This window comes from Actinomadura rubteroloni, from assembly GCF_002911665.1.
Classification (GTDB): domain Bacteria; phylum Actinomycetota; class Actinomycetes; order Streptosporangiales; family Streptosporangiaceae; genus Spirillospora; species Spirillospora rubteroloni.
This window is the reverse complement of record NZ_MTBP01000001.1, coordinates 1555805-1581128: the sequence shown is the minus strand read 5'-3', so window position 1 is coordinate 1581128 and position 25324 is coordinate 1555805. Positions and strand designations below refer to the sequence as shown.

Sequence of the window (25324 nt, the reverse complement as noted above, 5' to 3'; positions counted from 1 at the left end):
TAGCTGTATTGAGGCACCTGATGAGGGGGGCACCATGTCCGAAGATTCTCCCGGCTCGCACGCCGGCCGGGCCAGTTCCTGGGTCGCGGTCACGATCATCTTCGCGGGCTTCGTCACCGGGGGAGTCTCCCTGTGCCAAGGCCCGTTCTGGGTCGGCTTCTACGTCGGGCTCGGCATCGTGGCCGTCGGGATCGCCGCCGCCGGGCTCGTCCACGTCTTCTCCGACGTCGTGGTCGACAAGCCCCGGGTGATCCCCGAGATCGTCGACTACTCGGTCTTCGGCTCGCGAAGCGCCAAGCGGCGCGGCGGCGAGGCGGGCGAGACGATCTCGGCGCCGACGCGCACGGACACCCAGCAGCAGCCGCACGGCTGAGCCGTCCCGCCGGGACCGCGCACACCCTTCCAACGGGCGGGAATCCTCCGGGGTTCCCGCCCGTGGGCCGTCCGCCGTCAGTCGGCGATGCGTTCGATGCGGACGTCGTCGCAGCCCACCCAGGCCGCCGCGTCGTTCAGCGCCCGGTTCAGAGCGTCCCGCGATTCCTCGATCCGCGCCGGAGTCGCCGCGTGCGGCTCGAACGAGACCTGGCGCGCCACCAGCGTCCGGCCCTCGCGCGCCGGGTCGACGCGGCCGATCAGCCGCCCGCCCGCCAGCAGCGGCATCACGAAGTAGCCGTGGACGCGGTCGGCCTTCTTGACGTACGCCTCCAGCCGGTGGTCGAACCCGAAGACGCGCGACGCGCGGGCGCGGTCCCACACGAGGGAGTCGAACGGCGACAGCAGCGTCGTGGCGTGCCGTCCGCGCGGCGGGGACGCCAGGGCGTCCGGGTCGGCCCAGGCGGGCGCCGGCCAGCCCGCGACGCGCACCGGGACGAGCCCGGTCGCCTCGATCACCCGCGTCACCTGCTCGCCCCGGACGCGGTAGTAGTCGGCGAGGTCCGCGCGGGTCGCGACGCCGAGCGCCCGCCCCGCATGCCCGACGAGCCGGGTGAGGCACGCGTCGTCGTCGGGGTCGTCGGCCAGCAGCTCGGCGGGGATCGCGCGTTCGGCCAGGTCGTAGACGCGCCGCCAGCCGCGCCGTTCCACGCAGACCGCCTCGCCGGTGTCCAGCAGCCACTCGATCGCGATCTTGTGGTCGCTCCACTGCCACCAGTCGGCGCCCGCCTTCGCACCGCCCAGCTCGCGCGTGGTGAGCGGGCCCTCGGCGGCGAGCCGGACGCGGACCTCGTCCAGCACGGCCTTGTCGACCCGGTGCCAGCGCTGCCCCCGCGCCCGGTACGCGCGCCGCCGGAACGCGAAGTGCGGCCAGTCGGCGACCGGAAGGATCGACGCGGCGTGCGCCCAGTACTCGAACGTCCGGCCGCCGCCCCAGTAGGCGTCCTCGACGACGTCGCGGCCCACCGCGCCGAGCCGCGCGTACGGCACCAGCTCGTGTGAGCGCGCCAGCACCGAGATCGTGTCGAGCTGGACGGCGCCGAGCCGGTCCAGCACGGCCGGGACGCCGCCGCGCCGCCCGTCCGCGCCCAGCAGCCCCTGCGCGCGCAACTGCAGCCGACGCGCCTCGGACGCGGTCAGCTCGGTCTCGGGTTCGGGGAGAGCAACGGCCACGGGCGCGATGCTACGTCGCGCCACCGACAATCCGAGCCCTCCGGCCGCCGACCCGGGTCAGGTGATCTCCAGCAGCTTCTCGCGCACTGCGTAGACGACCGCTTCCATCCGGGAGTGGAGCTGGAGCTTCTCCAGGATGTTGCGGACGTGGTTCTTCACGGTGTTCTCGGAGATGAACAGCTCCCGGGCGATCTCACGGTTGCCGAGGCCGCGCGCGACCAGGCGCAGCACCTCCATCTCCCGGTCGGTCAGCCGGGGCGCGGGGACCTGCTGGGCGCGCTCCTCGCTGCGCTTGGCCAGCGCGGCGAACTCGGTGATCAGCTTGGACGCCATCGACGGGCTGATCAGCGACTGCCCGCCGTGGACGGCGCGAACGGCCTGCGGGACCTCGTCGATCGAGATCTCCTTGAGCAGGTAGCCGCTCGCCCCGGCCTTCAGCGCCTCGAAGAGGTCTTCCTCCTCGTCGCTGATGGTCAGCATGACGATCTTGGCGCTGGGCGCGACGTCCTTGATCGCGGTGCACGCCTCGATGCCGCTGCGGCGGGGCATCCGGACGTCCATCAGGACGATGTCGGGCGTGAGGTCGCCCGCCATCTCGACCGCCTCGTGGCCGTCCCCGCCCTCGCCGACGACGTCGATGTCGGGTTCGTCCCGCAGGACCATCTCCAGGCCGCGCCGGAACAGCGCGTGGTCGTCCACGATCAGCACGCGGATCGGGTCGCGGGCGGTCTCGGGCGCCGTCCGGGGCGCGGACGGCCGTGGAACCGCCGTTCGGCCGCGAGCCTCGGCTTCTTCGCTCACCTGAGTCGCGGCGCTGGAGGAGACGCCGCTTCCCCCCTTCATCTGCTCGTGGTCGCGGGGAGGCGGGGAGCGGCGGGGGGCCGGGCGCGGGCGGCGGGCACCGCCCGCCCTCCCCGGCCCCGGACCGCCGCGTCCACGGCCCTGCGGAGAACGCCTTTTCTAGATCATGACACGGTTCGGGCGGTGACGGGACGCGAGTGCCGCATCACTCTTCGACAAGGCGGATGACGCCGTAATCCCAGCCCCGGCGGCGGTAGACGACCGAAGGACGTCCGGAGTCGCGGTCGCGGAACAGGAAGAAGTCATGGCCCACCAGCTCCATCTCGGTGACGGCCTGCTCGATGCACATCGGCTCGGCGGTGTGCGCCTTCTCGCGTACGACGACCGGCCCGTCGCCGTCCATCTCGAACGGTACGAGATGTTCCTCGCCGGGGACCGATCCGGCGGTGGCCGCGTTCGGCCTGCCGCCGTCGGCGAGGGCCGCGTCGCCCTCGTCCACCGGCGCGATCATCGTCGCGGCGATGCCGCCCGCGCCGCCGCCGGGCTGGAGCGCTCCCGGCAGGTCCACGTCGGCGGCCGACCGGCGGGCGGCGACCCGGCCGCGCGCGCGGCCGTGGTGGGCTTTCCGGCGCTCGGCGTCGCGGCGGAGCCGTCCCTCCAGTTTGTCCAGGGCGAGGTCGAGCGCGGCGTAGCGGTCCTCGGCGGACGCCTCGGCGCGCACCACCGGTCCCTTGGAGCGGACCGTCAGCTCCACGCGTTCCCGTTCCTCCGGGACGCGTAGGCTGGAGTCCTCCGACACCTCCACGTCCACGCGCATGACCTTGTGATCGAGACGTTCGATCCTGGTCAGCTTGCCGTCGACGTGCGTGCGGAACCGGTTGTCGACTTCGGTGTGACGACCCCTGACGACGATGTCCACGGGTCCCCCTTCTGTCGCTTGCGGTGCCCGGTCCCCCCGGGGGTCGCACCACCGGGGGGACGCCTTGGCTCGGTGGATCGCACCCGCCCGGCCGACCTGGTCTTCGTCCCCACATCCGCCTGCGGAGGGGTTCGCGGCGCTTTCGCCACTACTGCCCTTCTCCCGCTGCGGGGGATGTCGGATCCCCCGACGGGGCAGGACTTACCTCTAAGGCGCACCGTGATCGGTCGACGAGAAGTCGCCTTACGTGGGCCGTTTCGCCTGCGCCTGGCATCGGCTAGCCGGACCGGCTGTCGCGCTCCCGAGGAGCACTGCGATCCGACGCAACCACGGACCCGGGCGGGTGCCATGTCTGGAACGCTAACCCCTTACGCCGTGAATGTCAGGAGGGTTGGGCGGACGAAATTCTCACGGACGGTCATCGGCGGGTGCGCCGACGGCGTCCGGCCGCCCTCCCGGGCTCCTGCATCGGAGCGTCCGGCCCTTATGGCGCAGGGCCTCCGGGCGTTTCGAGCCGTGGCCGTGACGTGCTCGTCCTCGCTTCGGCTGTTGGAGAAATCTCTACCTCCCGGCTGAGCGCGCGTGACCCGTCGCCCGGGACACATACCCCGTCTGCGCCGCCCGGCCGCTACGTCTGGTGACAGATCGGCCTTGCCCCGGGGTGTGAAGGTTGTCACCACGGCGTGGTCGGGGCGCGACCTGGGGTGACAGCGGGCGGACGCGTCCGGGCCGGACGTCGCCCGCACGGGGTTCGCCGAGTCTTCATCCTCGCTCGCGGCCGTGGCGGCGGCGTGTCGCAGCAGGTCGGGACGGGTGTCCGGCAGCTTCCGCCCAAGGCGCCCGGCACGCGTGGGCAGAACGCGCCATTTATCGGTTTTGGGGCAAATGCCACGGTCGCGGTGTCGCCGTCCCCGCACCCCCTCCGGCGGAGTCCCGAACCCCGGGCGGGCACGGCGTCAGAAGGGCACGCCCCGATGCGCCGTCTGCTGTCGTTCCTCCTGCCCGTGCCACTGGCCGCAGCACTCGTCACCGCCGTCACGGCACCCGCGTCCGCAACACCGCCGAACATTCCGTCCGCGTCCATCGCCGCATCGCGTCTCGCCGCGCTGACCGTCGCGGCCGAATCGCACGGCAGCACCTACGACCGTTCGCTCTTCCCGCACTGGATCACCATCTCCGGGACCTGCAACACCCGCGAGCAGGTCCTCAAGCGCGACGGGACGAACGTCGTCACCGACTCGTCCTGTGCCGCCGTGTCCGGCACCTGGTACTCGCCCTATGACGGCGCCACGTGGCACGCGGCGTCCGACCTCGACATCGACCACATGGTGCCGCTCGCCGAGGCCTGGGGCTCGGGCGCGTGGGCCTGGACGACCGCGCAGCGCCAGGCGTACGCCAACGACCTCGGCGGACCCGAGCTGTGGGCGGTCACCGACAGCGTCAACCAGGCCAAGAGCGACAAGGACCCGGCCGAGTGGCAGCCGTCCGTCGCGTCGTTCCGCTGCACCTACGCCCGCGCCTGGATCCAGGTGAAGTGGTACTACGGCCTGACCGTCGACAGCGCCGAGAAGAGCGCCCTGACCTCGATGCTCGCGACCTGCTGAGCCTCGCCCGCCGTCCCGCCCGCGCCATGGACGGGACGGCGGGCTACCGTGATGCCCATGGACGACGCCCGTCCGGAATGGGACCCCGAGATCGACGTCTCGGCGGCCTCGGCGGCCGAGCTGTTCGGCGGCCGGTTCGCGCACGTCGCCCCGCTCGCGACCGGCTGGGACAACACCGTCTTCCTGGCCGACGGGACGTGGGTGCTGCGGTTCCCGCGCCGCCGGATCGCGGTTCCGGGCGTGGAGCGCGAGATCGCCCTGCTGCCCGGGCTCTCCGCCGCGCTGCCGCTGCCCGTACCGGTGCCGGAGATCGTCGGCCGGCCGTCCGACGCCTTCCCGTGGCCGTTCTGGGGCGCGCGGCTGCTCCCGGGGCGCGAGCTGGCCGAGAGCGGGCTGCCTGACGCGCTCCGGACGTCCGCCGCCGCCGCGCTGGGCGCCTTCCTGCGGGCACTGCACGCGCCGGACCTCGCCGCTTCGCTCGGGGCGCGGCTGCCCGTCGACCCGTTCCGGCGCGGCGACCCGTCGGTGCGCGCGCCGATGGCGCGGGAGAAGCTGGACGGGCTCGTCGCGCGCGGCCTCTACGAGCCCGACGCGGCGGTGGCCGAACTGCTCGCGGCCGGGGCGCGGTCCGGGCCGTCCGGCGCCCGGCTCGTCGTGGCCCACGGCGACCTGCACGTGCGGCACCTGCTCGTCGGGCCGGACGGACGTGCCGCCGGCGTCATCGACTGGGGCGACCTGTGCCGCGCGGACCCGGCGGTGGACCTGTCGCTCGCCTACGCGGGCTTCCAGGGCGCGGCCCGGGACGCCCTGCTAGCCGCGTACGGTCCCGTCTCCCCTGCCACCGAGCTGCGCGCCCGCGTGGCCGCCGCGTTCCTCTGCTCGACGCTGGCCGAGTACGCCGCCGCGACCGGCCGCGCCCGCCTGCGCGACGAGTCCCTGGCCGGCCTGCGGCGGTGCGTCTCCTGACCGGTCAGAAGACGGCGTTCAGAGCGGCTTGCAAAAGTTTCCTCGGGGCGCCGGTGCCGTCCGCGGGGACGGTCCACAGATCGGAGCCGTAGTCGCCGGGGAGGGAGTAGGCGACGTGCGTCGCGTCGATCCAGAGCGCCTGGTCGTCCACGTTGCGCGACTCGGCCAGCGGCGTCTCGCGCTGGGTCGCCAGGTCCAGGCGGTAGAGGTGCCAGGGGCGGCCGGTGGACGCGTCCCGGACGCGCTTCTTGTAGACGATCGCCGTGCCGTCCGGCGACAGGGACGGACACTCGACGTTCGCATGCAGGGTCGTCACTTCGCGGCGGGTCGTATCGCCCGCGATGAGGTACGTCTTCCCGTGGGTGGCCAGGGTCGCGTAGAAGTGGGTGTCGTCTTTGAAGGTGACGCCCCAGAAGTTGGTGTCGGCGGCCTGGTAGCGGGTGCCGTCCTTGTAGACAGTGAAGCTCTCCAAAGACGGGATCAGGTGCCCCGTCCGGGTGTCGAGGATGCTCGTCCGGGTGGAGAAGTTCATTCCGCCGTAGTTGTCTCCGCTGACGAAGACCGTCCAGGCGGCCATGCGCCCGCTCGGCGACACCCGCGTGCGGGACGGCACGCCCGTGCCCTTGACGTGGCGCTGCGGGCGGAGCCGGGCGTCCACGACGACGGCGTCGTAGCCCGGCGCGAGGCCCGGGACGTCGCGCAGGCACAGGCCCGTCCCGGACGCCGCGTGGAAGCGGGCGCACACCAGGCCGCTGACGGTGCGGGGCCCGCCCGGGTCGGCGGCGGCGACGGACGCGAGATGGTCCTTGCCCGGACCCATCCGCATGTCGCGGAAGACGATCCGGCCCGGCGTGCCGAGCGTGAACTGTTCGCCCCGTCCGGCGTTGGCGGCGCTGCTTCCCGCGCGCAGCGTGAACAGCGTCGCCGCGAGGCCGAGCACGAGGGCGCAGGCGGCGACGATCAGCAACCTGGTGCGGAGGGTCATGCGGTCGCCTTTCGGGTCGTGAGCAGGGCGAACGCGGCGAGGCCCGCGACGGCCAGCGCCCCGGACGCCGCGAGCAGGGCGGTGTGCGGACCCCACCAGGTCCAGGCGGCGCCGAACGCCACCGAACAGCCGAGCGCGGCCGTGGCCTGGCCCGTCTGGAGCACCGCGAGGCCGCCCGCGCGGGTGCCGGCGGGGAGCATCGGGCCGGCCAGCGCCATCAGGACGCCGTCGGTCGCGGCGTAGAACGCGCCGTGCAGGGCCAGGGACGCGACGAGGAGGACCGTCCCGTCCAGCGGCGCCAGCAGCAGCGCGTACACCAGCAGCAGGACCGCGTGCCCGGCGAGGAACACCCGGCGGCGGCCCAGGCGGTCGGCGGCGATGCCGAGCGGGACGGCCAGCAGCAGATACGACGCGGCCGTCCCGACGGGCAGCAGCGGGAAGTACCGGATGGGCACGTCCGCCGTCTTCTGCAGCAGCAGGTACACGAACGCGTCGCTGACGGTCGTCGCGGCGAGCAGCAGCGCGGCGGCGCACACCCGGGCGAACGCGGGACGGCGCAGCACCGCCAGCGTCGCGCGGACCGACGCCGTCGCGGTGCCCTTCCGGTCCTGGACGAACAGCGCGAGCACCACCACGCCCAGCACCGCGAAGCAGAAGCTCACCATGAACACCGGGTCGTAGCGCTGGCTCGCGGCGCTCAGCACGCCGAACGCGACGAGCGGGCCGAGCAGCGCCCCGGCCGTGTCCATCGCGCGGTGGACGCCGAACGCGCGGCCCTGCGCGTCCGGAGGGCTGGACAGGGAGATCAGGGCGTCGCGGGGCGCCGTCCGGACGCCCTTGCCCACCCGGTCCGCGACCAGCGCCGCGCCGATGCCGGGGACGGACGTCGCGACCAGGAACACCGGCTTGACCAGCGCGGACAGCGTGTAGCCGAAGCCGGCGACGGCCTTGTGGCCCGTCCTGCGGTCGGCCAGGTGCCCGCCGACGAGCCGGACGAACGCCGACGCGCCGCCGTACAGGCCGTCCAGGAAGCCGAAGGCCAGCGGCGACAAGCCGAGGCCCGCCACCAAGTAGAGGGGAAGGACGGCCGTCACCATCTCTGACGACACGTCGGTGATCAGACTGACCGCGCCGAGCGCCACCACGTTCGGCGCGATGTTCCTCGCGACCGAGCGCAGCGCGCCGCGCCGCTGCACTCCGCCCGCCGCGTCCGCGACGCGGCCTGCCGACAGATACACCACGGACCTCCTCGCCGCGCGACCGCTCCCCGGAGCGCAACGGCCCCGGGGAACGGTCCTTTCATCGAGCCGTCAGCGATCCGTCACTGCCAGATCGACGTGATGGGCGTGGCCGACCCCGCGTTGCCCGCGTGGGTGGTGCCGTACATGTCCTCGATGGTGCGCAGCAGGTTGTAGTGGTTGAACTGGGTGCCGTCGGTCGCGCCGGGACGGACGTGCGCGCCGTAGAGCACGGTCGCGATCTTGTTCCCGGCGGAGCGGTCGTCCTCGTCGAACGTGACGATGAGGACGCTGTTGTGGGTCTTGGCCCACTGGGCGTAGCCGTCGAGCTTGTTCTTCAGCCACGTGTCGCCGGTGTTCACCGAGCAGTCGTGCATGTCGTTGCACAGGTTCGGGACGACGAACGACACGGTCGGCAGCTTGGTGTAGTCCGTGGGCCACTGGTTGAACGTGTAGCCCGTGGACGCCGGGACGTTGCTGAACGAGAACCACGGGTTGTGCTTGCGCGCGTACTTGCCCGCGCTGTTGGAGCACGTCGTGGAGCCCTGCGACGGCAGGCCCTCGTTGTAGCTCCCCCACGTCCGGCCGGCCGCGATGACCTCGGCGCCGAGGTTCGGCTTGTTGTACGGCGACCCGGGCGGCGGGCAGGCGTCGTCGGTGATGCCCTGGGTGCTGCCCGAGAACATCGCGAAGTAGTTCGGCTCGCTCGGGTGCGTCTCGGCGAAGAAGTTGGTGAGGTTTGCGCCTCCGGTGGCGAGCGAGTTGATGTACGGGGCACTGGAACTGCCGATGACCTGCGAGTACGCGTGGTTCTCGAAGACGGCCACCACGACGTGGTCGGGCGTCGGGATGGTCGCGGCGTAGGCCCGGTGCCGCTCGCCCTGCGCGGCGAGCGCGGACACGAGGGCGGCGACGGCGACCAGGGCGACGATGACGACGGCCCTGCGCCGGGGAACACGGAACGAACGGAGCGCGGCGGAAGGATCGGACACTGCGGCCTCCTGCGTGACTGCACGCCGGACTGGACGGCCCGGCCACGCGAAGATGCCACCGCGTTCCCGCCGATCCACGACCACTGGACGTCCCAACGACCAACGCCAGGTGAACCCAACCACCCTCTGACCATCCCCGCCACACCTCCCTAACTGCCCAGCAGACCCCCTCAAACCATCCAGCGACTATCCAGCAACCCTCCAGCCCCCATCCAGCCACACTCCAGCCTCAATCCCCACCGCACCGAGCAACGCGCGCACGCCCCCCGCCGCACGCAGGACACGCGCGGCGTGCGCCGCGCCTGGGACACACCGCAACACGCGGATTCAGCCCAGCGCACGCCGGGGCGCGGCCCGCCACGCCAAAACACGAAGCACACAATGATCACGTCAGCGCAGGGAGAACGGCGCACGGGCGAGCACGGCGCACGGGCGAACGCGACGCACAGGCGAACGCGACGCACAGGCGAACGCGACGCACAGGCGAACGCGACGGCGCAGGGAGCGCGACGCGGGGAGCGCGACGCACGGGCTAGCGCGATGGCGCAGGGAGCGCGGCATGCGGGGATCGGCGCGGCTGTGGGACGAGCGCGACGTAGGCCCGGCATGCGGGGTGCGGCACCACAACGCGGGTGAGCGCAGCGCGCTCAAAGGCGCGACGTGCGGCCAGCACGGCGTGCGGTGCGGGTGGGTGGTGGTCGGAGTTGGTCAGGTTGTTCGTGTTGTCGCTGCGATCGTTGCTGCCGCTAGGACGTGAGCGCCTGCGCGGCGGAGGGTGCGGACGGCTTCGGTGAGCGTGGCGCCCGTTGTGACGATGTCGTCTACGACGATGACGCGAGCGCCGTCGAGGGGGCGGGTGGCGGCTAGGGCGCCTTTCAAGTTGGCTATGCGTTCGGTGCGCGTGAGTGCGGCTTGGTCGGCCACGGGGCGCGCCTGCTTCAGCGCGGTCGTTAGGACGAATGCGAGTCCCTCGTTCGTCAGGGTTCGGACGGCTGTGCGGGTGATGTTGAGCATGGGGTCGTCACCGCGTCGGCGGACGGCCCTTCGGGCGGACGGTATCGGGACGACGTGGATGCGATCCGGTCCGGCCGGCGCGCTGGGTGAGGCGTGCTGCGGACTTGTCGTCCCTCGTGTGCGCGGTGTTGAGGGCTTGGGGACGATTCCTCTCGGCGAGCTGTTCGCGGTCTGGCGAGGTAGCGGCGCTGAGAGTTCCTGGGTGAGGGTTGGCGGGGATGCCTCGCCGGGGGTGGCGGGCGGGGGCTGGGCTGCTCGCAGGGCGCGCGTCAGGGCTTCTGCCAAGGGGCGGGTCAGGGGAGTTCGGCCCTGCTCCTTGTGTGCGTTGATCACCTTGCGGACGGTTCCCGCGTAGTCCGCCACCGTCCAGCAGCGCACACCGGACGGGCGGACGGGCAGTGGGGCCGGGCGCGGGTCCAGAGTCAGGGGGACGGCGCAGATTCTGCACAGTGCGGCGCCATCGCGGCCGCAGCCTGCGCACGTCTCGGGGACGATCAGGTCCAGCAGGTCGTGGAGGAAGCTCATGGGGCGAGCATCGTCCGCTTGTCGGCTTCGCCGCCACCCTGTCCACAAGCTGTGGACAACTTTCGGCCGATCAGGCGGGCGAGTCCGGGAAGTGGGGGTTCTCGATCACGCCCAGTAGGCTTTCGTCGGGGGTCACGACGACTGCCGTGCGGATTCCGCCGCCATGATCCGTGACGGGCGTGTGGACGGTCGCGCCGGAGCTCGTCAGCCGTGTGACCGCGTGGTCGACGTCCTCGACTCCCCAGTACGTGACGGGGGCCGCGCCGCTCTCCGCGTGGCCTTTCGGGTCGAGTGCCAGCTCGTAGCCGCCGACGTTGAAGCCAACGTAGAACGGCTCGTCGAAGTAGGGAGCCGATCCCAGAATCTCCGACCACCAGCGGCGCGCGGCGGGAAGGTCGCGGACGGGATAGATGATCGTGCGCAGGCCGAGGAACATAACCGCACGGTAGAGGCCGGGTACGACAGGCCATGCCGCGGCCTGAGTCCGCCGCGGGTGGCCGTCAGCCGGGACGAAAGATCCGGGGCCGTCCAGCGCGGCCGTCACCGCCGGTGCAGAAGACCGCAGACGGAGCGGTGACGGGAGATCACAGGCGTACGGGACCCGCAGCGGCGGCGGAGGTCAGCGGGCAGACGAAAGACTCGGCTGTTCAGCGCGGGGCCGGCGCTGCTGGTACGCGGGCGGCGGGCCGAGGGGGAACGATCAGCGGGCGTACGTGGGGTCGGAGCCCGGGACCGGGCATGTCCATTCGCTGATGGTGTCGCGGGGCGCGCGCTGGCGGCAGACGCGCCCGGGGCCGCCGTCCTTGGTACCGATCAGGACCGGGGCGCCCGGAGCTGCCGCGATCGACGTCGGATTGCCCAGGGCGCCCACACCCAGAGAGCTGATCCCGCCGCCGTTCACCGGGATCAGATAGGGCAGGACGCGCGTGTCGTTGCCCTTACGGCCCAGCACGGCCAGCGTCGCGTAGTCCCGCCAGGACAGATCGATCGCGTCCACCAGTTCGGAGCTGACCGGCAGGAACGCGCCCGCCTCCAGGCCGGACGACCGATCGCGCACGATACGGCCGAGCTGTACCTGCGCGTGGCCGTCCACGGTGACGACCACGGCCGCCCGGACGCCGTCGCGGGCCAGCCGGAACGCCTTCACCTCGCGGTCGGCGAGGCCCCAGTCCGTGACGCGGAACGCCGGGCCGCCGCGCGGCACGACCCACAGCCACGAGTGGTCCTTCTTGGTCTCGACCGTCCACAGGGCGCCGTCGCGGTCGAACGCGGGGGCCGTGAAGTGGGTGCCCGCGCTGTGCCGGGACAGGACGGTGCGGAACGTTGTTCCGGATACGAGGTCCCGCAGCAGGATGCGGTCGCCGGACGGGCTCAGGCCCGCCACCTGCCGGTAGTCCGGCGCGACGGTCGGCCGTACGAGCGGTCCCCCGACCGGCAGGACGGGCTGCGGCTGGTCGCCGGTGAGCCTGCTGAGCCGTCCCGACGAGCCGAGGACGTACGCGGGCTGATCAGGCAGGGCCGGGCCGTCGGGAGCGTTGCCGTCCCAGGCCCGTACCGGCTGGACGGCGCCGTACCCGCGCGAAGCGACCGTGTCCCCGCCGATCTCCAGCTTCCACCGGCTGATCTCCGACAACTGCCGCAGCGTCCACGACAGTTGCGCCGACATCCGTTCCACATCACCGGACCGGGCCTGCGGGCTCAGATCCACCACGGCGGTGTCGTCCTCGACATGGACGTCCCGCAGCCGTGTCCCCGACGGGAACGCCGACTCCACCGCCGATCCCAGCCAGGACGTCTGCCCGTCCAGCAGCGCTCGGACGAGCTGTCCGGGCAGATCGCGCCGGTTCACCAGCGGCAGGAAGATCCCGTTCGGGACGAGCGTGCCCCCGTCCGGCGCGAAAAAGTACAGGTTGACGGTCCGGTACGCCCGGTCCACGTCGCTCTTGGTCAGGATCAGGCCGCCCCGGGCCTCCGGCGGCAGCCCGCCGATCCGCCACGGGTCGCCCGCCGCGGCCCGCGTGACGGCGAACGTGACATCGACGGGCTTGGGGTCGGAGATGTACTGGCCGTCCGCGCCGATGGAGCCGAGCCGGTCCCCCGACGCCCGGACGGTCGCGCGCGTCGCGTTCTGCTCGGTGATCTCCAGCCGGGGCCGGTCGGCGAACACGAGGACCGGTGGACGCGCACCCGGGTTCCAGCCCCCGGCGGTGCCGGTCAGGTACCGGCGGGCGACCTTGTGGCCGTCGTCGAAGCTCGCGGAAGCGGCGAGGAACCCCGCGACGAGCTGCGCCGGATCCCACTCGGGCCGGGGACTGACCGGAATCAGCCGGACGTACGGGTCGTCCACCTGCTCGGCGGGTTCGGCGGGCCGTCCGGTGATCACCCGGCCGCCGCTCGGCACGCTCGCGCAGCCGGTCAGGGACGCGGCGAGCACGAAAGCGGCCATGACCCCCCGCGCGCACGCCTTCACTCGCCGGCCTCCAGTTCGGCGAAGACGGGCCGTCCCCCGGCGCCCGGCGGCACCAGCGGCAGCGGCGACCCGCGCAGTTCGGCGCCCGCCACGCGGGGCAGGGACAGCCGGAACTGGGATCCGGCGCCGGGCTCGCCCCATGCCTGGAGCCAGCCGCCGTGGAGCTGGGCGTCCTCGCGGGAGATCGACAGGCCGAGCCCGGTGCCGCCGGTCGTGCGGGCGCGGGCCGGGTCGGCGCGCCAGAACCGGTCGAACACCATCTGGCCCTCCCCCGGCTTGAGACCGACGCCGTGGTCGCGGACGGCGACCGCCACCGCGTCCCGGTCCGCTCCGACCGATACGACGATGTCCTCGCCCTCTCCGTGCTCGACCGCGTTGACCAGCAGGTTCCGCAGGATCCGCTCGACGCGGCGCCGGTCCACCTCGGCCATGCACGGCTCGCCGGGCAACTGGAGCAGGACCTTGCTGCCCTTGCGCTCAGCGAGGTTCTGGATGTCGCCGACGACGCGCAGGACGAGGTCGCGCATGTCGAGGGACTCGGCGTCGAGGGTGGCCGCGCCCGCGTCGTGCCGGCTGATCTCCAGCAGGTCCGCCAGCAGCGACTCGAAGCGTTCCAGTTGGCTCTGCAACAGTTCGGCGGACCGGCCCACCATCGGGTCGTCGAAGGTGTCCCGGTTCTCGTAGAGCATGTCGGCGGCGATCCGGATCGTGGTGAGCGGGGTGCGCAGCTCGTGCGACACGTCCGACACGAACTGCCGCTGGACCTGCGACAGGTCCTCCAGCTCCACGATCTTGTCCTGGAGGTTGGCGGCCATCTCATTGAACGAGCGCGCGAGCGCCGCGAGGTCGTCCTCGCCGCGCACCCGCATGCGCTCCTCCAGCCGTCCGTCCGCGAGCCGCTGCGCGCCCTGCGCCGCGAGCCGCACCGGGATCACGACCTGCCGCGTGACCAGCGAGGCGATGGCCGCGAGCAGCAGCACGAGCACGACGCCGACACCGACGAGCGCCTGGCTGACGACCGTCAGCGTCCGCTGGTCCTGGGTGAGCGGGAACAGGTAGTACAGCTCGAACTGCCCGGCCTTGCCGCCGACGATCAGCCCCCGCTCGGACGGACGGCCCACGTACGACAGCTTCCCGAACGTGTAGGCGGTCGTATCGGCGGGGCTGCGGCGCAGCTCGTCCCGGAGCCGCTGCGGGATGCTCTCCACCCGCAGCTCGTTGGTGCTGTAACCGTCGAACGACGAGTCGCGCGTGTCCCGGATGTACACCTCGTACAGTCCGGACGGCCCGCTGCGCGCCTTCAGCCCCGCCATGACGTTGTCCAGGCGGCTGCCGTTGTCGGGCTGGTTGCCGAGCTGGCGCTGGACGGTCGACAGCCCCTCGTCCAGTTGCAGCCGCGCCGCCTTGATCTTGCCGTCCAGCAGCGCGTTCGACATCTGCTGCGTCAGGAACATGCCGAGGATCGCCACGACGATCGCCGAGATGCACAGCGTCGAGGTGACGACCCGGACCTGGATCGAGCGGCGCCAGCGCAGGTAGACGGCGCCGACGAGACGGCGCAGCCGGGCCAGGAGCCGCCCGGCCCGGCGGCGCGCCGCGATGGCCTGCGCGGTCAGGCCGGGCCCGCCTTGTAACCGACGCCCCGCACGGTGACGACGATCTCCGGCCGTTCCGGATCCTTCTCGATCTTGGCGCGGAGTCGCTGGACGTGGACGTTCACCAGCCGCGTGTCCGCGGCGTGCCGGTACCCCCAGACCTGTTCCAGCAGGACCTCGCGGGTGAAGACCTGGCGCGGCTTGCGGGCCAGCGCGACGAGCAGGTCGAACTCCAGCGGGGTGAGCGGGATGTGCTTGTCGAGCCGCTTGACCGAGTGCCCGGCGACGTCGATCGTGATGTCGCCGATCTGCAGGGTCTCGGGAGCGGGCTCATCGGTGCGGCGCAGCCGGGCTCGGACGCGGGCGACCAGCTCCTTGGGCTTGAACGGCTTGACGATGTAGTCGTCGGCGCCGGACTCCAGTCCGAGCACGACGTCCACGGTGTCGCTCTTGGCCGTCAGCATGACGATCGGGATGCCCGATTCCGCCCGGATCTGGCGGCACACGTCGATACCGTCCGCGCCGGGCAGCATCAGGTCGAGCAGCACGAGGTCGGGCCGCGTCTCCCGGAACGCATCGAGCGCCTTGTCGCCGTCGTGCACGAAGGAGGGCTCGAAGCCCTCGCCGCGCAGCACGATGCCGAGCATCTCGGCGAGCGCGAGGTCGTCATCGACGACCAGTACACGTCCTCTCATGGCCCTCATCGTCGCAATACGTTGGGTTGGTGGGGCAGTACGCCTTGGTCAGCCAGGTTACCTGCGTTTACCTGCTCCATGACTCATCCAGCCGAAGGTAAAAGCGGAGTGTGACTACGACAGCCGTACTCAAAGGCCGGAGTCTAGACAGGTTCCCCCGGACGTTCGCCCCGATTCAGGCACTTTTGTTCCCGGCAGGCCGCATCCGGCGATCCCGCTCCGGTGCCGTGACAGGATGTCCAGACGCCGAGTGACCCGAACGAGGAGCGGAGATGCCGAGACCGGCCGGACGGGACGACGATCCCGCCGCGCTGCTCGGCGGCGACGTGCCGCTGCGCCCCATGTCGGTCGCGGAGATCCTGGACGGCGCCGTCGCCGCGATCCGCCGCGTCCCGCGCCTCACGCTCGGGTTCGCGCTGGCCGTGAGCACGTTCGTGCAAATTCTGGTGACGGTCGCCGCGTACTTCTTCATCGGGGACTCCGCCCGCGACGAGCGCACCCCCGCCGTCCTGCTGCGCTCGCTCGGCGCGCAGGCCACGCTGAGCACGGCCGGGATGGTGCTGTCGGCGTTCGGGATCCTCGTGCTGGCAGGCTTTCTGGCGCCCGCGCTCGGCCGCGAGATGTTCGGCCGGCCCGCGCCGGGCCGGGCTCTGCGGGACGTCCGGCCGCGCCTGTTCTCCCTGCTCGGCACCGCGCTGCTGGTCATGGCGGCGGCGCTGGCCGGGCTGCTGGTCCCGACGCTGCCGATGATCGCCGCGCTGGCGGCGGAGGCGGACCCGCCGGTGATCGTCGCGACGGCGATCTTCGGCGTGCCGGTCGGGCTGGTCCTGATGATCTGGATCTACGTGCTGCTCGTCCAGGCCGTCCCGGCGGCGGTGCTGGAGCGGCGCGGCGTCGCGGCGGCGCTGGCGCGGGGCCGGGCGCTCGCGCGCGGCGGCTGGTGGCGCACCTGCGCGACGCTGGTCGTCACGCTGCTGCTGACCATCTTCATGGGCTTCCTCGCGCTGCGGCTGCCGTTCATCATCGTCAGCATCGTGCTGTCGGCGGGCGACCCGTCCGGCGGCCAGGCGTTCGCCGCGCTGGTCGTGGACACGGTCGGGCGCATCGTGAGCTGGTCGGTCGTGCTGCCGTTCGACGCCGGGGTCATCGTGCTGCTCTACCTGGACCGGCGGATGCGCCGCGAGGGCTTCGACCTGGATCTGCGGACCCGTCCGGACGCCCCGGACGCGGACTTCTTCGACCACTGGCAGACCGCATGATCGTCCTGGACCCGATCGGCCGCGAGCAGGCCCGCGAACTGGCCCGCCGCGAGCTGGAGAAGCCGATCTACCACCGCGACGAGCCGTCCTGGACGGAGCGGACGTGGCGGCGCTTCTCCGAGTGGCTCAACGAGCTGCTGCACCGCGCGAGCGACCCCGGCGGGCAGCAGCACGGCAACGGCTGGCTGTCCCTGCTGGTCATTCTGCTGATCGTCGGCCTGGTCATCGCGCTGGTCGCGTGGCTGATGCGCGGGCGCCGCAACCCGGCCGACCGGCCCGGCCTGTTCGCGGGCGAGCCCGAGGCCACCGCGCTGGACCTGCGCGTCACCGCCGAGCGGCACGCCGCCGCCGGACGGTGGCCCGAGGCGATCCGTTCCCGCCTGCTCGCCGTGGCCCGTGACCTGGAGGAACGCGCCGTGGTCGAGCCCCGGCCCGGCCGCACCGCCGACGAGCTGGCCCGCGAGGCGGGCGCCGCGCTGCCCGGCCTGGCCGCCGAGCTGCGCGCGGCCGTGCGCGTCTTCGACGACGTCTGGTACGGCGACCGGCCCGGCGGCCCGGACGGATACGCGCTGCTCACGGCCCTGGACGAGCACGTCCGGGCGACCCGGCCGCAGCGGCTGGAACCGGTGGGCGCGGACGAGGGGGCGCGCTGGTGACCGTCCCCACCGCGCGGCAGGTCGCCGGGCGGCGGCTGCGCGCGTCGCGCGGCGTCGCCGGGGCTCTGCTGGCCGTCGTGCTCGTCGCGATCATCCTGGCGGCGCTGCGGCCGGCCACGCCCGCCGACGCCCTGGACCCCGCGTCCCCGGGCCAGGACGGCGCGCGGGCGCTCGCCGAGATCCTGCGCCAGCGCGGCACGCCGCTGACCGTGGCGCGGACGACGACCGACGCGGCCGAGCACAGCACGTCCGACAGCGTCGTCGTCGTGACCCGCCCCGGCCGGCTGACCCGCACGGACCTGCTGCGGCTGAGCGCCGCGCCCGGCGACCTCGTGCTCGTCGCGCCGAGCGCGCGGGTGCTGGCCGCGCTCGCGCCGACGGTCGAGGAAGGCGGACGGTCCTACGGCGACAGCGGCCCGCCCGACTGCCCGGTGCCCGCCGCACAGCAGGCCGGGACGATCGCGTTCGGCTCGTCCCTGACCTACACGATCCCGGCCGGCGCGACCGGCTGCTACCGCGAGGGCGACCAGGCCCGGCTGGTGCAGGTGCCGGTCGGGAGCCGGACGGTGACCGTCCTCGGCAGCGCCGCCCCGCTCACCAACGCCCACCTGGACGAAGAGGGCGACGCGGCGCTCGCGCTGAACCTGGTGGGCGCGCGGTCCTCGGCGGTGTGGCTCGTCCCGGACCTGCCGCCGCCCGGCGCCGACCGGGGCGACCGCAGCCTCGGCGACATGGTGCCGTTCGGCTGGCGGCTGCTGCCCGTCGGGCTCGCGGTCGCGGTCGTGCTGGTCGCGCTGTGGCGGATGCGGCGGTTCGGGCCGGTCGTGGCCGAGGCGCTGCCGGTGGTCGTCCGGTCCGCCGAGACGATCGAGGGCCGCTCCCGGCTCTACCGGGCGCACCACGCGCGGGGCAGCGCCGCCGAGGCGTTGCGGGCGTCCGCGCGTGCCCGGCTCGTCCCGCTGCTCGGCCTCCCGCGCGGGGCCGCGACCGACCCGGCCGCCGCGCCGGAGATCGTCACGGCGGTCGCGCGGCGGACGACGCACGACGAGGCCGCGGTCGGCCACGCCCTCTACGGCCCCGAACCGGCCGACGACGCGGCGCTCGTCGCGCTCCCCGGCCTCCTCGACGATCTGGAAAGGCAGGTACGCGACTCGTGAACCTGGACAGAACTGACGACCTCCCGGACGCCGAGCGGGCGCGCGCCGCGCTGGCCGCGCTGCGCGCCGAGGTCGGCAAGACCGTCGTCGGCCAGGAATCGGTGGTGACGGGCCTGGTCATCGCGCTGCTGTGCCGGGGCCACGTGCTGCTGGAGGGCGTGCCGGGCACCGCCAAGACGCTGCTGGTCAAGACGCTGGCGCGCAGCCTGGAGCTGGACTTCAAGCGCGTCCAGTTCACGCCCGACCTCATGCCCGGCGACGTCACCGGCTCGCTCATCTACGACAACCGGTCGGCGGAGTTCGAGTTCCGTCCCGGCCCGGTGTTCACGAACCTGCTGCTCGCCGACGAGATCAACCGGACGCCGCCGAAGACCCAGGCGTCGCTGCTGGAGGCGATGGAGGAACGGCAGGTGTCGGTGGAGGGCACGGCCCGTCCGCTGCCCGACCCGTTCGTGGTGTGCGCGACGCAGAACCCCGTCGAGTACGAGGGGACGTACCCGCTGCCCGAGGCCCAGCTCGACCGGTTCCTCGTGAAGCTGACCGTGCCCGTCCCGACCCGGGACGAGGAGATCACGATGCTCCAGCGGCACGCGGCGGGCTTCGACCCGTCCGACCTGTCCGAGGTCAAGCCGGTCGCGGGCGCCGCGGACCTCGCGGCGGGACGGGCGCAGGTCCGGGCCGTCCACCTGGACCCGAAGGTCGCCGCCTACGTCGTGGACCTGTGCCGCGCGACCCGGCAGTCGCCGTCCCTGGCGCTCGGCGTGTCGCCGCGCGGCGCGACGGCGCTGCTCGCGACGGCGCGGGCGTGGGCGTGGCTGTCGGGCCGCGACTACGTGTCGCCCGACGACGCGAAGGCGCTCGCCCGGCCGACCCTGCGGCACCGCGTCCAGCTCCGTCCGGAAGCCGAACTGGAGGGCGCGACGGCCGACGGCGTGCTGGACGGCATCCTCGCCCACGTCCCCGCGCCGCGCTGATGGCGGTCACCGGCCGTCTCGGGCTGCTCGCGCTGCTCGGCGCGCTCCTGCCGCTGCTGGTGCCGAGCTGGTGGACGCTGCTCGCCGTGTGGGCGGTGCTGGCGTTCGGCGTGATCGTGGACGTGGCGTTCGCGGGCAACGTCCGCGCGCTGGAGCTGCACCGCGCCGGGGACACGAGCGTGCGGCTCGGCGAGACCGCGCGGGTCGCGCTGATCGTGGAGAACGCGGGACGGCGGCGCGTCCGGGCGCGGCTGCGGGACGTCTGGCCGCCGAGCGCGGGCGCCGCACCTCGGGTCACCGTCATCGACGTGCCCGCCGGCGAGCGCCGCCGGGTCGAGATGACGCTGACGCCCACCCGGCGCGGCGACCGGGACGCGGTGACGGTCGTCGTCCGGTCACGCGGCCCGCTCGGGCTCGCGGCGCGGCAGCTCTCCCGGCCCGCGCCGTGGCGGGTGCGGGTGCTGCCCGCGTTCCCCTCGCGCCGCCACCTGCCCGCCAAGCTCGCCCGGCTGCGCGAGCTGACCGGCGCGAACGTCGCGCAGATCCGGGGGCAGGGCACCGAGTTCGACTCGCTGCGCGAATACGTGGCGGGCGACGACGTCCGGTCGATCGACTGGCGGGCCACCGCGCGGCGCGGCGACGTCGTCGTGCGGACGTGGCGGCCCGAGCAGAACCGCCGCCTCTACCTGGTGCTGGACACCGGCCGCACGTCCGCCGGACGGGTCGGGGACGTCCCCCGCCTCGACTGCTCGATGGACGCGGCGCTGCTGCTGGGCGCGCTGGCGTCCCGCGCGGGCGACCGGGTGGACCTGCTCGCCTACGACCGGCGCGTCCGGGCGCGCGTCGAGGGGACGTCCCGGACGGACGTCCTCACCGCGATGGTCCAGGCGATGGCGCCGCTGGAGCCCGCGCTGGTCGAGTCCGACGCGGCCGGGATGGTGTCGGCGCTGCTGGCGCGCGTCCGGCAGCGGTCCCTGGTCGTGCTGCTCACCGACCTGAACGCCGCCGCGATCGAGGAGGGCCTGTACCCGGTGCTGCCCCGGCTCACCGCGCGGCACCTCGTACTCGTCGCGGCCGTGTCCGACCCGCGCGCCGCCGCGATGGCGCGGGCGCGCGGCGACCTCGTGTCCGCCTACGACGCGGCGGCGGCCGAGCGCGCCCGCGCCGAGCGGGACCGGCTGACGGCCGAGCTGCGCGCGTTCGGCGTGGAGGTCGTGGACGCGCCGCCGGACCGCATCGCGCCCGCCCTCGCCGACGCCTACCTCGCGCTGAAGGCCGCCGGACGGCTCTAGGCCGCGACGGGGACGGTGTCGGGGACCAGGTCGTCCGCGCCGGTCTCCCCGGCGGCGAGCGCGCGGCGGCCGAGGACGATCACGTACGTCAGGAATCCCGCCTCGGCGACCGCGCCGATCCCGATCCGCAGCCACGTGACGTGGACCCAGCCCGTCACGAAGCCTTCGATGAGGCCGGACACCAGCAGCACGCCGACCAACCCGATCGCGACGGAGACCAGCGACCGGCCCTCGGCGGCGAGCGCCTCGCCGCGGCGGCGCGGGCCGGGGTCCACGATCGTCCAGCCGAGCCGCAGGCCCGCCGCGCACGCCAGGTAGACGGCCGTCAGTTCCAGCATCCCGTGCGGCAGGATCAGCCCGAAGAACACGTCGCCCTTGCCGTGCGCGAACATCAGCCCGGCGGTCAGGCCCAGGTTGAGCTGGTTGGCGAACAGGACGCAAAGGGTCGGCAGGCCGAGGAAGATCCCGAACATCAGGGCGACGGCCGACACCCAGGCGTTGTTCACCCACACCTGGAACGCGAACGACGACGCCGAGTGCTCGGTGTAGTAGTTCGCGAAGTCGTGCTCGACGAGCTGGCGGATCGCGTGGTCGGAACCGACCGACGCCTGGACGTCCGGGTTCCGCGCGACCCACACCGCGAGGATCACCGCGAACACGTTCCCGACGACCGTGATCCCGATCCACCACCAGCGCAGCCGATACGCGGCGGCGGGGAAGGCGACCGTTGCGAAGCGCGTCACGTCCCGCCACATCGGCGCCTGCGCGCCCGCGACCGTCGCCCGTCCCCGCGCGACCAGCGATGACAGCCGCGCCACGAGATGCGGGTCCGGCGAGCTGGACCGCACGACCGACAGATGCGTCGCCGTCCGCTGGTACAGCTCGACCAGCTCGTCGATCTCCGGGCCGCTCAGTTTGCGGGCGGAGTTGACGAGCTTCTCCAGGCGCCGCCACTCCGCGTCGTGCGCGGCGGCATAGGCGTCGACGTCCACCCGGCGAGAGTACGGCAAAATGGACCTCCTTCGACGCGGAGGAGGGCCGCTCGTGGCCGAACTCGTGACCGGCGAGGCCGTCGCGCTGGACCTGCGGGTCGCGCGGCTGCCGAGCCGGGCGTGCGCCCTCTTCATCGACCTGATGCTCCAGCTCACGCTGCTCGGCGTCTTCGGGAACCTGCTCGGCGCGATCACCTCGATCGCCGACCCCGCGTGGGGCGTCGGCGTGACGCTCGTGACGGTCGTGCTCGTCATCGTCGGCTACCCGTGCGCGATGGAGACGCTGACGCGCGGCCGGACGCTCGGCAAGCTCGCCCTCGGCATGCGCGTCGTCGCCGGCGACGGCGGGCCGGTGCGGTTCCGGCAGGCGCTCGTCCGCGCCCTCGCCGGGTTCCTGGAGTTCTGGACGCTCTACGGCGCCCCCGCGCTCATCGCGTCGCTGTGCAGTCGGCGCGGACGGCGCCTCGGGGACGTGTTCGCCGGGACGATCGTCATCCAGGAGCGCGCCTCGGGCCCCGCCCACTTCGGGCCGGTCGCGGTGATGCCGCCGGGGCTCGCGGGATGGGCGGCCGGGCTGGAGCTGTCGCGAGTGCCGGACGATCTGGCGATGACGGCGCGGCAGTACCTCGTCCGGTTCTGGGAGCTGCTGCCGGAGGTCCGCGACGAGCTTGGCGCCCGGATCGCCGGGCAGGTGGGCGCGCTGGTCAGCCCGCCCCCGCCGCCGGGCTGGCGGCCGGAACTGGTGCTGTCGGCCGTGCTCGCGGAACGCCGCGTCCGCGAGGCGCGACGACTCACGGCGCAACGCGCCCAACTCCGCCGCCTCCGCGGCCTGCCCCCCGAACCCGCGATGGCGAGCGGCCCCCCGCCCTATCCCGCGACGCCCGGCGGACCGCCGTCCGGCCCCGTGCCGTACCCCACGACAGGCGGTCCGGCGCCGCACCCCGCGATGGCGGGTGGCCCGGCGCCCTATCCCGCGACGGCCGGCGGTCCCCCGGCCGGCCCGGCGCCGTATCCCCCGGCGGGCGGCGGGCCGCCGATCGGCCCCATGCCATATCCCCCGGCGGCGGGCTGGCCGTCGACGGGCACCATGCCGTACCCCCCGCCGACCGGTGGACCGCCGACCGGGCCGATGCCGTAACCCCCAGCTACCGACGGGCCATCGACCAGCCCGACGTCGTAGCCTCCGGCAGCTGGCGGACCGCCGATCGCCCAGGGTGCCCCCGGGATGGCCAGCGATCTCACACCGGGCTTGGCGCCGTATCCGGCGACGACCGACGGGCCGTTGACCGGTGCCATAACCGCCGGCAGTCGGCAGGCCATCGCCGGGCCCTACGCCGAGATCCCGACGGGCGGCGGACCGCCGATCGCCCAGGGCCTCCCCGGGATGGCCAGCGGCCCCCTACCTGCCTGGGCGGCGTATCCGGCGACGACCGACAGGCCGCCTGGCCGCATTCGGGGGCTCTGCCGTCCGGGACGCAGTTTTTGGGGCGTCCGGGTTTTTGCCGCCGGAACGTTCGGAGGCCGGGCCGTACTGGGACCTCCCCGACCCACCGCGCGGACCCGTCAGCGCAGGTGCTCGTACGCCAGGTAGGCGGCGGCTCCGTAGGCCAGGTGCGGGATCGCGTCCGACAGCCAGCTCGACACCGGCCACGTGCGCGGATCGGTCACGCCGAGGACGGTCATCGGCGCGTTGGAGCCCGTCATCGCCAGGGCGGTCAGCGCGAGCACGCCGACCGGCCACGGCGCCTGCCGCCGCGCCAGCACGCCGTAGCCGACGGCCGACGCGAGCCCGGTCGCGTAGCCGAGCAGTGTCCCGACGCCCTCTTTGCGCGCCTCGGCCTGCTGCCCCTCGCCGAGGTCCACGTGCGCGTCGCCGGCGAGCCGCTCGACCGTCTCCTCCGGCGTGCTGCTGGCCGGACGGCCCCGCACGGCCATGTCGAGGTAGGTGGCGATGTTGAGGGCGCTCGTCCCCGCCGCGCCCGCGATGAGGCCCTTGGTAATGGTGTTCATGTGCCCGCCCCTACCCGGCCGGCGCCCGGTATGCGCTCACGGCTCGGGCGCGTCGCGGCCCCGGCGGGACGCGGCGTACGCGCGGCGGCGCAGCCGGACCAGCGGCCCGGCCAGGTGCGCCTCGGGACGGGCGTTGAGCACCGGGTCGAACGTCCGGTCGTCGTCCAGCGGCGTGTGCAGCCGGAGCCGCGCGAACGGGCGCCATCCGCCGACGACGGTCGTCGCGGCCAGCGCGAACAGCGGTCGTTCGGCGCGGACGGCGTCGTCGAGGTCGCCGATCCGGGCGGGCAGCCGCTGGCCGCGCAGCGGGAACAGGCCGAGCAGCCGGATCCGTCCGCCGAGCCGGTAGGGCATCAGCGTGCTGAACACCCCGGTCGCGAACGAGCGGCGCGGCCAGGGCAGATGCCGCAGCAGCGACGTCGTGAACAGCAGGTCGATCGGCGTGCCGTGCGTCGGGACGCGCAGCGCGAGGCCGAGCGCGTCCGGCAGCCCGTCCGGGAGTCCGCCGCCCTTGGACAGCCGCGCGATCACGCCGTGCTCGCCGACCGCCGCCAGCGGCCCGGACCCGGCGGGCAGGACGTGCCGGGCGTCCGGGTCGATGTGGAGCGTGCCGCCGAACATCCGCCCGGCCGGGTGCAGGGCGCGGGCGTGCCGGAGCCGCGCGGTCTCCTCGACCGCCGTGTGGCCGGCCACGGCGCTCAGCGGGCCGCGCCCGCGAGGGGCGCCAGCCGCAGGCTCTGACCGCGTTCGACGCGCTGGAGGCGCCGGCCGAGTCCCCGTCGGTCCAGTTCGGTCTCGAAGTGGGACAGCGGGGACTTCATCGCGGTGTAGTCGTCGTAGTGGACGGGCACGACCGTCGCGCAGCGGACTGTCTGGACCCAGTCGGCGCCCTGGCGGCCGTCCATCGTGACGGTGACGCCGAGCAGCCGCGTCCCGCCGAGGTGGACGATCCCGGTGTCGATCCCCGGATGGCGGCGGGCGATCTCGGCGATCTCGGCGTACATCAGCGTGTCGCCCGAGACGCAGATCCGCAGGTCCGGCGGCGATCCGTGCGGGCCGAACTCCAGCAGCGCACCCATGACGGGCGGGAGCAGCCGGGCGAGCAGCCCCGGCCCGTGCCGTCCGGGCAGTGCCGTGACGCGAAGGGCCCGGCCGCCCTTGCTGAGCGTCCGGTGCCGCCACGTCCCGATGCCCTCGGCCTCCAGGAAGCCCCGGTCGCGCAGCGTCTGCGCGGCGGCCGGGGTCGTGTAGATCGGCAGGTCCGGGTCGAGACGCTCCTCGGCGACGCGGTCCCAGTGGTCGTCGTGGAGGTGGGAGAGCACGACGGCGTCCAGATCGGGCAGCTCGTCGGGCGTGCACGCCGGGTCCTTCAGACGGCGAGTCGTCAGCCCGTACCCGAGCCGGGCGTGATCGCCCCGGCACAGGAAGTTCGGGTCGGTGAGCAGCGTGAAGCCGCCGTAGCGGATGATCGTCGTGGCATTGCCGACGAACGTCAGCGTGCCGTCCTCCGGCTCGACTGCGCTCATGGGTCCCCTTCCTCGGCCGCGGGCGCCGCCCCTACCCGATGGAGGCGGC

The 25324-nt window shown here is 73.6% G+C and carries 24 protein-coding genes; 9 read left to right on the top strand and 15 right to left on the bottom strand.

Annotation, left to right across the window (positions count from 1 at the left end):
- Positions 1–34: 34 nt before the first annotated feature.
- Positions 35–373, top strand: coding sequence for a hypothetical protein (locus tag BTM25_RS07035; protein ID WP_103561887.1), 339 nt, complete (start codon positions 35–37; stop codon positions 371–373).
- Between the two features lie 77 nt (positions 374–450).
- Here the strand turns inward: BTM25_RS07035 and BTM25_RS07030 are convergent, their stop codons facing one another.
- The 3 genes from BTM25_RS07030 to hpf form a co-directional block, all read right to left on the bottom strand.
- Positions 451–1605 carry a winged helix-turn-helix domain-containing protein gene (locus BTM25_RS07030; protein WP_103561886.1) on the bottom strand — a complete coding sequence of 385 codons (1155 nt, stop codon included), beginning with the start codon at positions 1603–1605 and terminating at the stop codon, positions 451–453.
- 57 nt (positions 1606–1662) lie between these two features.
- The gene (locus BTM25_RS07025) at positions 1663–2448 is read right to left on the bottom strand and encodes a response regulator (protein WP_235828276.1); all 786 of its coding nucleotides are present in this window, start codon (positions 2446–2448) and stop codon (positions 1663–1665) included.
- Positions 2449–2611: 163 nt separating this feature from the next.
- On the bottom strand, positions 2612–3325 hold the full coding sequence (hpf, locus tag BTM25_RS07020; protein WP_103561884.1) for a ribosome hibernation-promoting factor, HPF/YfiA family: 714 nt from the start codon (positions 3323–3325) through the stop codon (positions 2612–2614).
- A 974-nt stretch (positions 3326–4299) separates the two neighbouring features.
- Here hpf and BTM25_RS07015 point away from each other — a divergent pair.
- Both BTM25_RS07015 and BTM25_RS07010 read left to right on the top strand, forming a co-directional pair.
- Complete coding sequence (locus tag BTM25_RS07015) at positions 4300–4929, top strand: HNH endonuclease family protein (RefSeq protein WP_103561883.1); 630 nt, start codon at positions 4300–4302, stop codon at positions 4927–4929.
- Between the two features lie 57 nt (positions 4930–4986).
- Entirely contained in the window at positions 4987–5895 is a 909-nt protein-coding gene (locus tag BTM25_RS07010) for a phosphotransferase (RefSeq protein ID WP_235828275.1), read from the top strand.
- 4 nt (positions 5896–5899) lie between these two features.
- Here BTM25_RS07010 and BTM25_RS07005 read toward each other — a convergent pair whose 3' ends face one another.
- The 8 genes from BTM25_RS07005 to mtrA all read right to left on the bottom strand — a co-directional run bounded on the left by BTM25_RS07005 (position 5900) and on the right by mtrA (position 15409).
- Positions 5900–6880 (bottom strand): TolB family protein, encoded by a 981-nt coding sequence (locus BTM25_RS07005; protein WP_103561881.1) that lies wholly within the window; start codon positions 6878–6880, stop codon positions 5900–5902.
- Positions 6877–8118 carry an MFS transporter gene (locus tag BTM25_RS07000; protein WP_205647981.1) on the bottom strand — a complete coding sequence of 414 codons (1242 nt, stop codon included), beginning with the start codon at positions 8116–8118 and terminating at the stop codon, positions 6877–6879. The genes BTM25_RS07005 and BTM25_RS07000 overlap by 4 nt, the downstream gene beginning before the upstream one ends.
- Before the next feature lie 83 nt (positions 8119–8201).
- Positions 8202–9110 carry an alkaline phosphatase family protein gene (locus BTM25_RS06995; protein ID WP_103561880.1) on the bottom strand — a complete coding sequence of 303 codons (909 nt, stop codon included), beginning with the start codon at positions 9108–9110 and terminating at the stop codon, positions 8202–8204.
- 708 nt (positions 9111–9818) lie between these two features.
- On the bottom strand, positions 9819–10124 hold the full coding sequence (locus tag BTM25_RS29530) for a ComF family protein (protein WP_168212033.1): 306 nt from the start codon (positions 10122–10124) through the stop codon (positions 9819–9821).
- A gap of 595 nt (positions 10125–10719) precedes the next feature.
- On the bottom strand, positions 10720–11085 hold the full coding sequence (locus BTM25_RS06985) for a VOC family protein (protein ID WP_103561878.1): 366 nt from the start codon (positions 11083–11085) through the stop codon (positions 10720–10722).
- 264 nt (positions 11086–11349) lie between these two features.
- Positions 11350–13095, bottom strand: coding sequence for an LpqB family beta-propeller domain-containing protein (locus BTM25_RS06980; RefSeq protein WP_103562808.1), 1746 nt, complete (start codon positions 13093–13095; stop codon positions 11350–11352).
- 20 nt (positions 13096–13115) lie between these two features.
- On the bottom strand, positions 13116–14690 hold the full coding sequence (gene mtrB / locus BTM25_RS06975) for an MtrAB system histidine kinase MtrB (protein WP_407923377.1): 1575 nt from the start codon (positions 14688–14690) through the stop codon (positions 13116–13118).
- 41 nt (positions 14691–14731) lie between these two features.
- Entirely contained in the window at positions 14732–15409 is a 678-nt protein-coding gene (mtrA, locus tag BTM25_RS06970; protein WP_103561876.1) for an MtrAB system response regulator MtrA, read from the bottom strand.
- 272 nt (positions 15410–15681) lie between these two features.
- Here mtrA and BTM25_RS06965 point away from each other — a divergent pair, with 272 nt between their 5' ends.
- Genes BTM25_RS06965 through BTM25_RS06945 form a run of 5 tightly spaced genes read left to right on the top strand, consistent with a single transcriptional unit; the run spans position 15682 to position 20747 of the window.
- Positions 15682–16668, top strand: coding sequence for a hypothetical protein (locus BTM25_RS06965; RefSeq protein WP_103561875.1), 987 nt, complete (start codon positions 15682–15684; stop codon positions 16666–16668).
- A complete protein-coding gene (locus tag BTM25_RS06960; protein WP_235828273.1) occupies positions 16665–17324 on the top strand; it encodes a DUF4129 domain-containing protein in 660 nt (219 codons plus the stop codon). Before BTM25_RS06965 ends, BTM25_RS06960 begins: the two co-directional genes overlap by 4 nt.
- On the top strand, positions 17321–18481 hold the full coding sequence (locus BTM25_RS06955) for a DUF4350 domain-containing protein (RefSeq protein ID WP_235828272.1): 1161 nt from the start codon (positions 17321–17323) through the stop codon (positions 18479–18481). The genes BTM25_RS06960 and BTM25_RS06955 overlap by 4 nt, the downstream gene beginning before the upstream one ends.
- Complete coding sequence (locus tag BTM25_RS06950) at positions 18478–19455, top strand: AAA family ATPase (RefSeq protein ID WP_103561873.1); 978 nt, start codon at positions 18478–18480, stop codon at positions 19453–19455. The genes BTM25_RS06955 and BTM25_RS06950 overlap by 4 nt, the downstream gene beginning before the upstream one ends.
- Positions 19455–20747 carry a DUF58 domain-containing protein gene (locus BTM25_RS06945; protein ID WP_103561872.1) on the top strand — a complete coding sequence of 431 codons (1293 nt, stop codon included), beginning with the start codon at positions 19455–19457 and terminating at the stop codon, positions 20745–20747. The genes BTM25_RS06950 and BTM25_RS06945 overlap by 1 nt, the downstream gene beginning before the upstream one ends.
- Here the strand turns inward: BTM25_RS06945 and BTM25_RS06940 are convergent.
- Complete coding sequence (locus BTM25_RS06940) at positions 20744–21739, bottom strand: stage II sporulation protein M (RefSeq protein ID WP_103561871.1); 996 nt, start codon at positions 21737–21739, stop codon at positions 20744–20746. The genes BTM25_RS06945 and BTM25_RS06940 overlap by 4 nt on opposite strands.
- Before the next feature lie 52 nt (positions 21740–21791).
- Between BTM25_RS06940 and BTM25_RS06935 the strand changes: the two genes are divergently transcribed.
- A complete protein-coding gene (locus BTM25_RS06935; RefSeq protein ID WP_103561870.1) occupies positions 21792–22877 on the top strand; it encodes an RDD family protein in 1086 nt (361 codons plus the stop codon).
- 425 nt (positions 22878–23302) lie between these two features.
- Here the strand turns inward: BTM25_RS06935 and BTM25_RS06930 are convergent, their stop codons facing one another.
- From BTM25_RS06930 to BTM25_RS06920, 3 genes are read right to left on the bottom strand one after another with little or no spacing between them, the layout of a single operon-like run.
- On the bottom strand, positions 23303–23749 hold the full coding sequence (locus tag BTM25_RS06930; protein WP_103561869.1) for a hypothetical protein: 447 nt from the start codon (positions 23747–23749) through the stop codon (positions 23303–23305).
- 36 nt (positions 23750–23785) lie between these two features.
- Positions 23786–24442 carry a phosphodiesterase gene (locus BTM25_RS06925; protein WP_103561868.1) on the bottom strand — a complete coding sequence of 219 codons (657 nt, stop codon included), beginning with the start codon at positions 24440–24442 and terminating at the stop codon, positions 23786–23788.
- 5 nt (positions 24443–24447) lie between these two features.
- The gene (locus BTM25_RS06920; protein ID WP_103561867.1) at positions 24448–25275 is read right to left on the bottom strand and encodes an MBL fold metallo-hydrolase; all 828 of its coding nucleotides are present in this window, start codon (positions 25273–25275) and stop codon (positions 24448–24450) included.
- Positions 25276–25324 lie beyond the last annotated feature (49 nt).

What these genes read in the sequence shown, in the direction of transcription:
- BTM25_RS07025 (WP_235828276.1), bottom strand. Translation starts at nt 2,448, where the DNA reads ATGAAGGGGGGAAGCGGCGTCTCCTCCAGCGCCGCGACTCAGGTGAGC.
- BTM25_RS06985 (WP_103561878.1), bottom strand. Translation starts at nt 11,085, where the DNA reads ATGTTCCTCGGCCTGCGCACGATCATCTATCCCGTCCGCGACCTTCCC.
- BTM25_RS06960 (WP_235828273.1), top strand. Translation starts at nt 16,665, where the DNA reads ATGATCGTCCTGGACCCGATCGGCCGCGAGCAGGCCCGCGAACTGGCC.
- BTM25_RS07035 (WP_103561887.1), top strand. Translation starts at nt 35, where the DNA reads ATGTCCGAAGATTCTCCCGGCTCGCACGCCGGCCGGGCCAGTTCCTGG.
- BTM25_RS06945 (WP_103561872.1), top strand. Translation starts at nt 19,455, where the DNA reads ATGGCGGTCACCGGCCGTCTCGGGCTGCTCGCGCTGCTCGGCGCGCTC.
- BTM25_RS06980 (WP_103562808.1), bottom strand. Translation starts at nt 13,095, where the DNA reads ATGGCCGCTTTCGTGCTCGCCGCGTCCCTGACCGGCTGCGCGAGCGTG.
- BTM25_RS06930 (WP_103561869.1), bottom strand. Translation starts at nt 23,749, where the DNA reads ATGAACACCATTACCAAGGGCCTCATCGCGGGCGCGGCGGGGACGAGC.
- BTM25_RS07015 (WP_103561883.1), top strand. Translation starts at nt 4,300, where the DNA reads ATGCGCCGTCTGCTGTCGTTCCTCCTGCCCGTGCCACTGGCCGCAGCA.
- BTM25_RS07005 (WP_103561881.1), bottom strand. Translation starts at nt 6,880, where the DNA reads ATGACCCTCCGCACCAGGTTGCTGATCGTCGCCGCCTGCGCCCTCGTG.
- mtrA (WP_103561876.1), bottom strand. Translation starts at nt 15,409, where the DNA reads ATGAGAGGACGTGTACTGGTCGTCGATGACGACCTCGCGCTCGCCGAG.
- BTM25_RS07010 (WP_235828275.1), top strand. Translation starts at nt 4,987, where the DNA reads ATGGACGACGCCCGTCCGGAATGGGACCCCGAGATCGACGTCTCGGCG.
- BTM25_RS06920 (WP_103561867.1), bottom strand. Translation starts at nt 25,275, where the DNA reads ATGAGCGCAGTCGAGCCGGAGGACGGCACGCTGACGTTCGTCGGCAAT.
- BTM25_RS29530 (WP_168212033.1), bottom strand. Translation starts at nt 10,124, where the DNA reads ATGCTCAACATCACCCGCACAGCCGTCCGAACCCTGACGAACGAGGGA.
- BTM25_RS06965 (WP_103561875.1), top strand. Translation starts at nt 15,682, where the DNA reads ATGCCGAGACCGGCCGGACGGGACGACGATCCCGCCGCGCTGCTCGGC.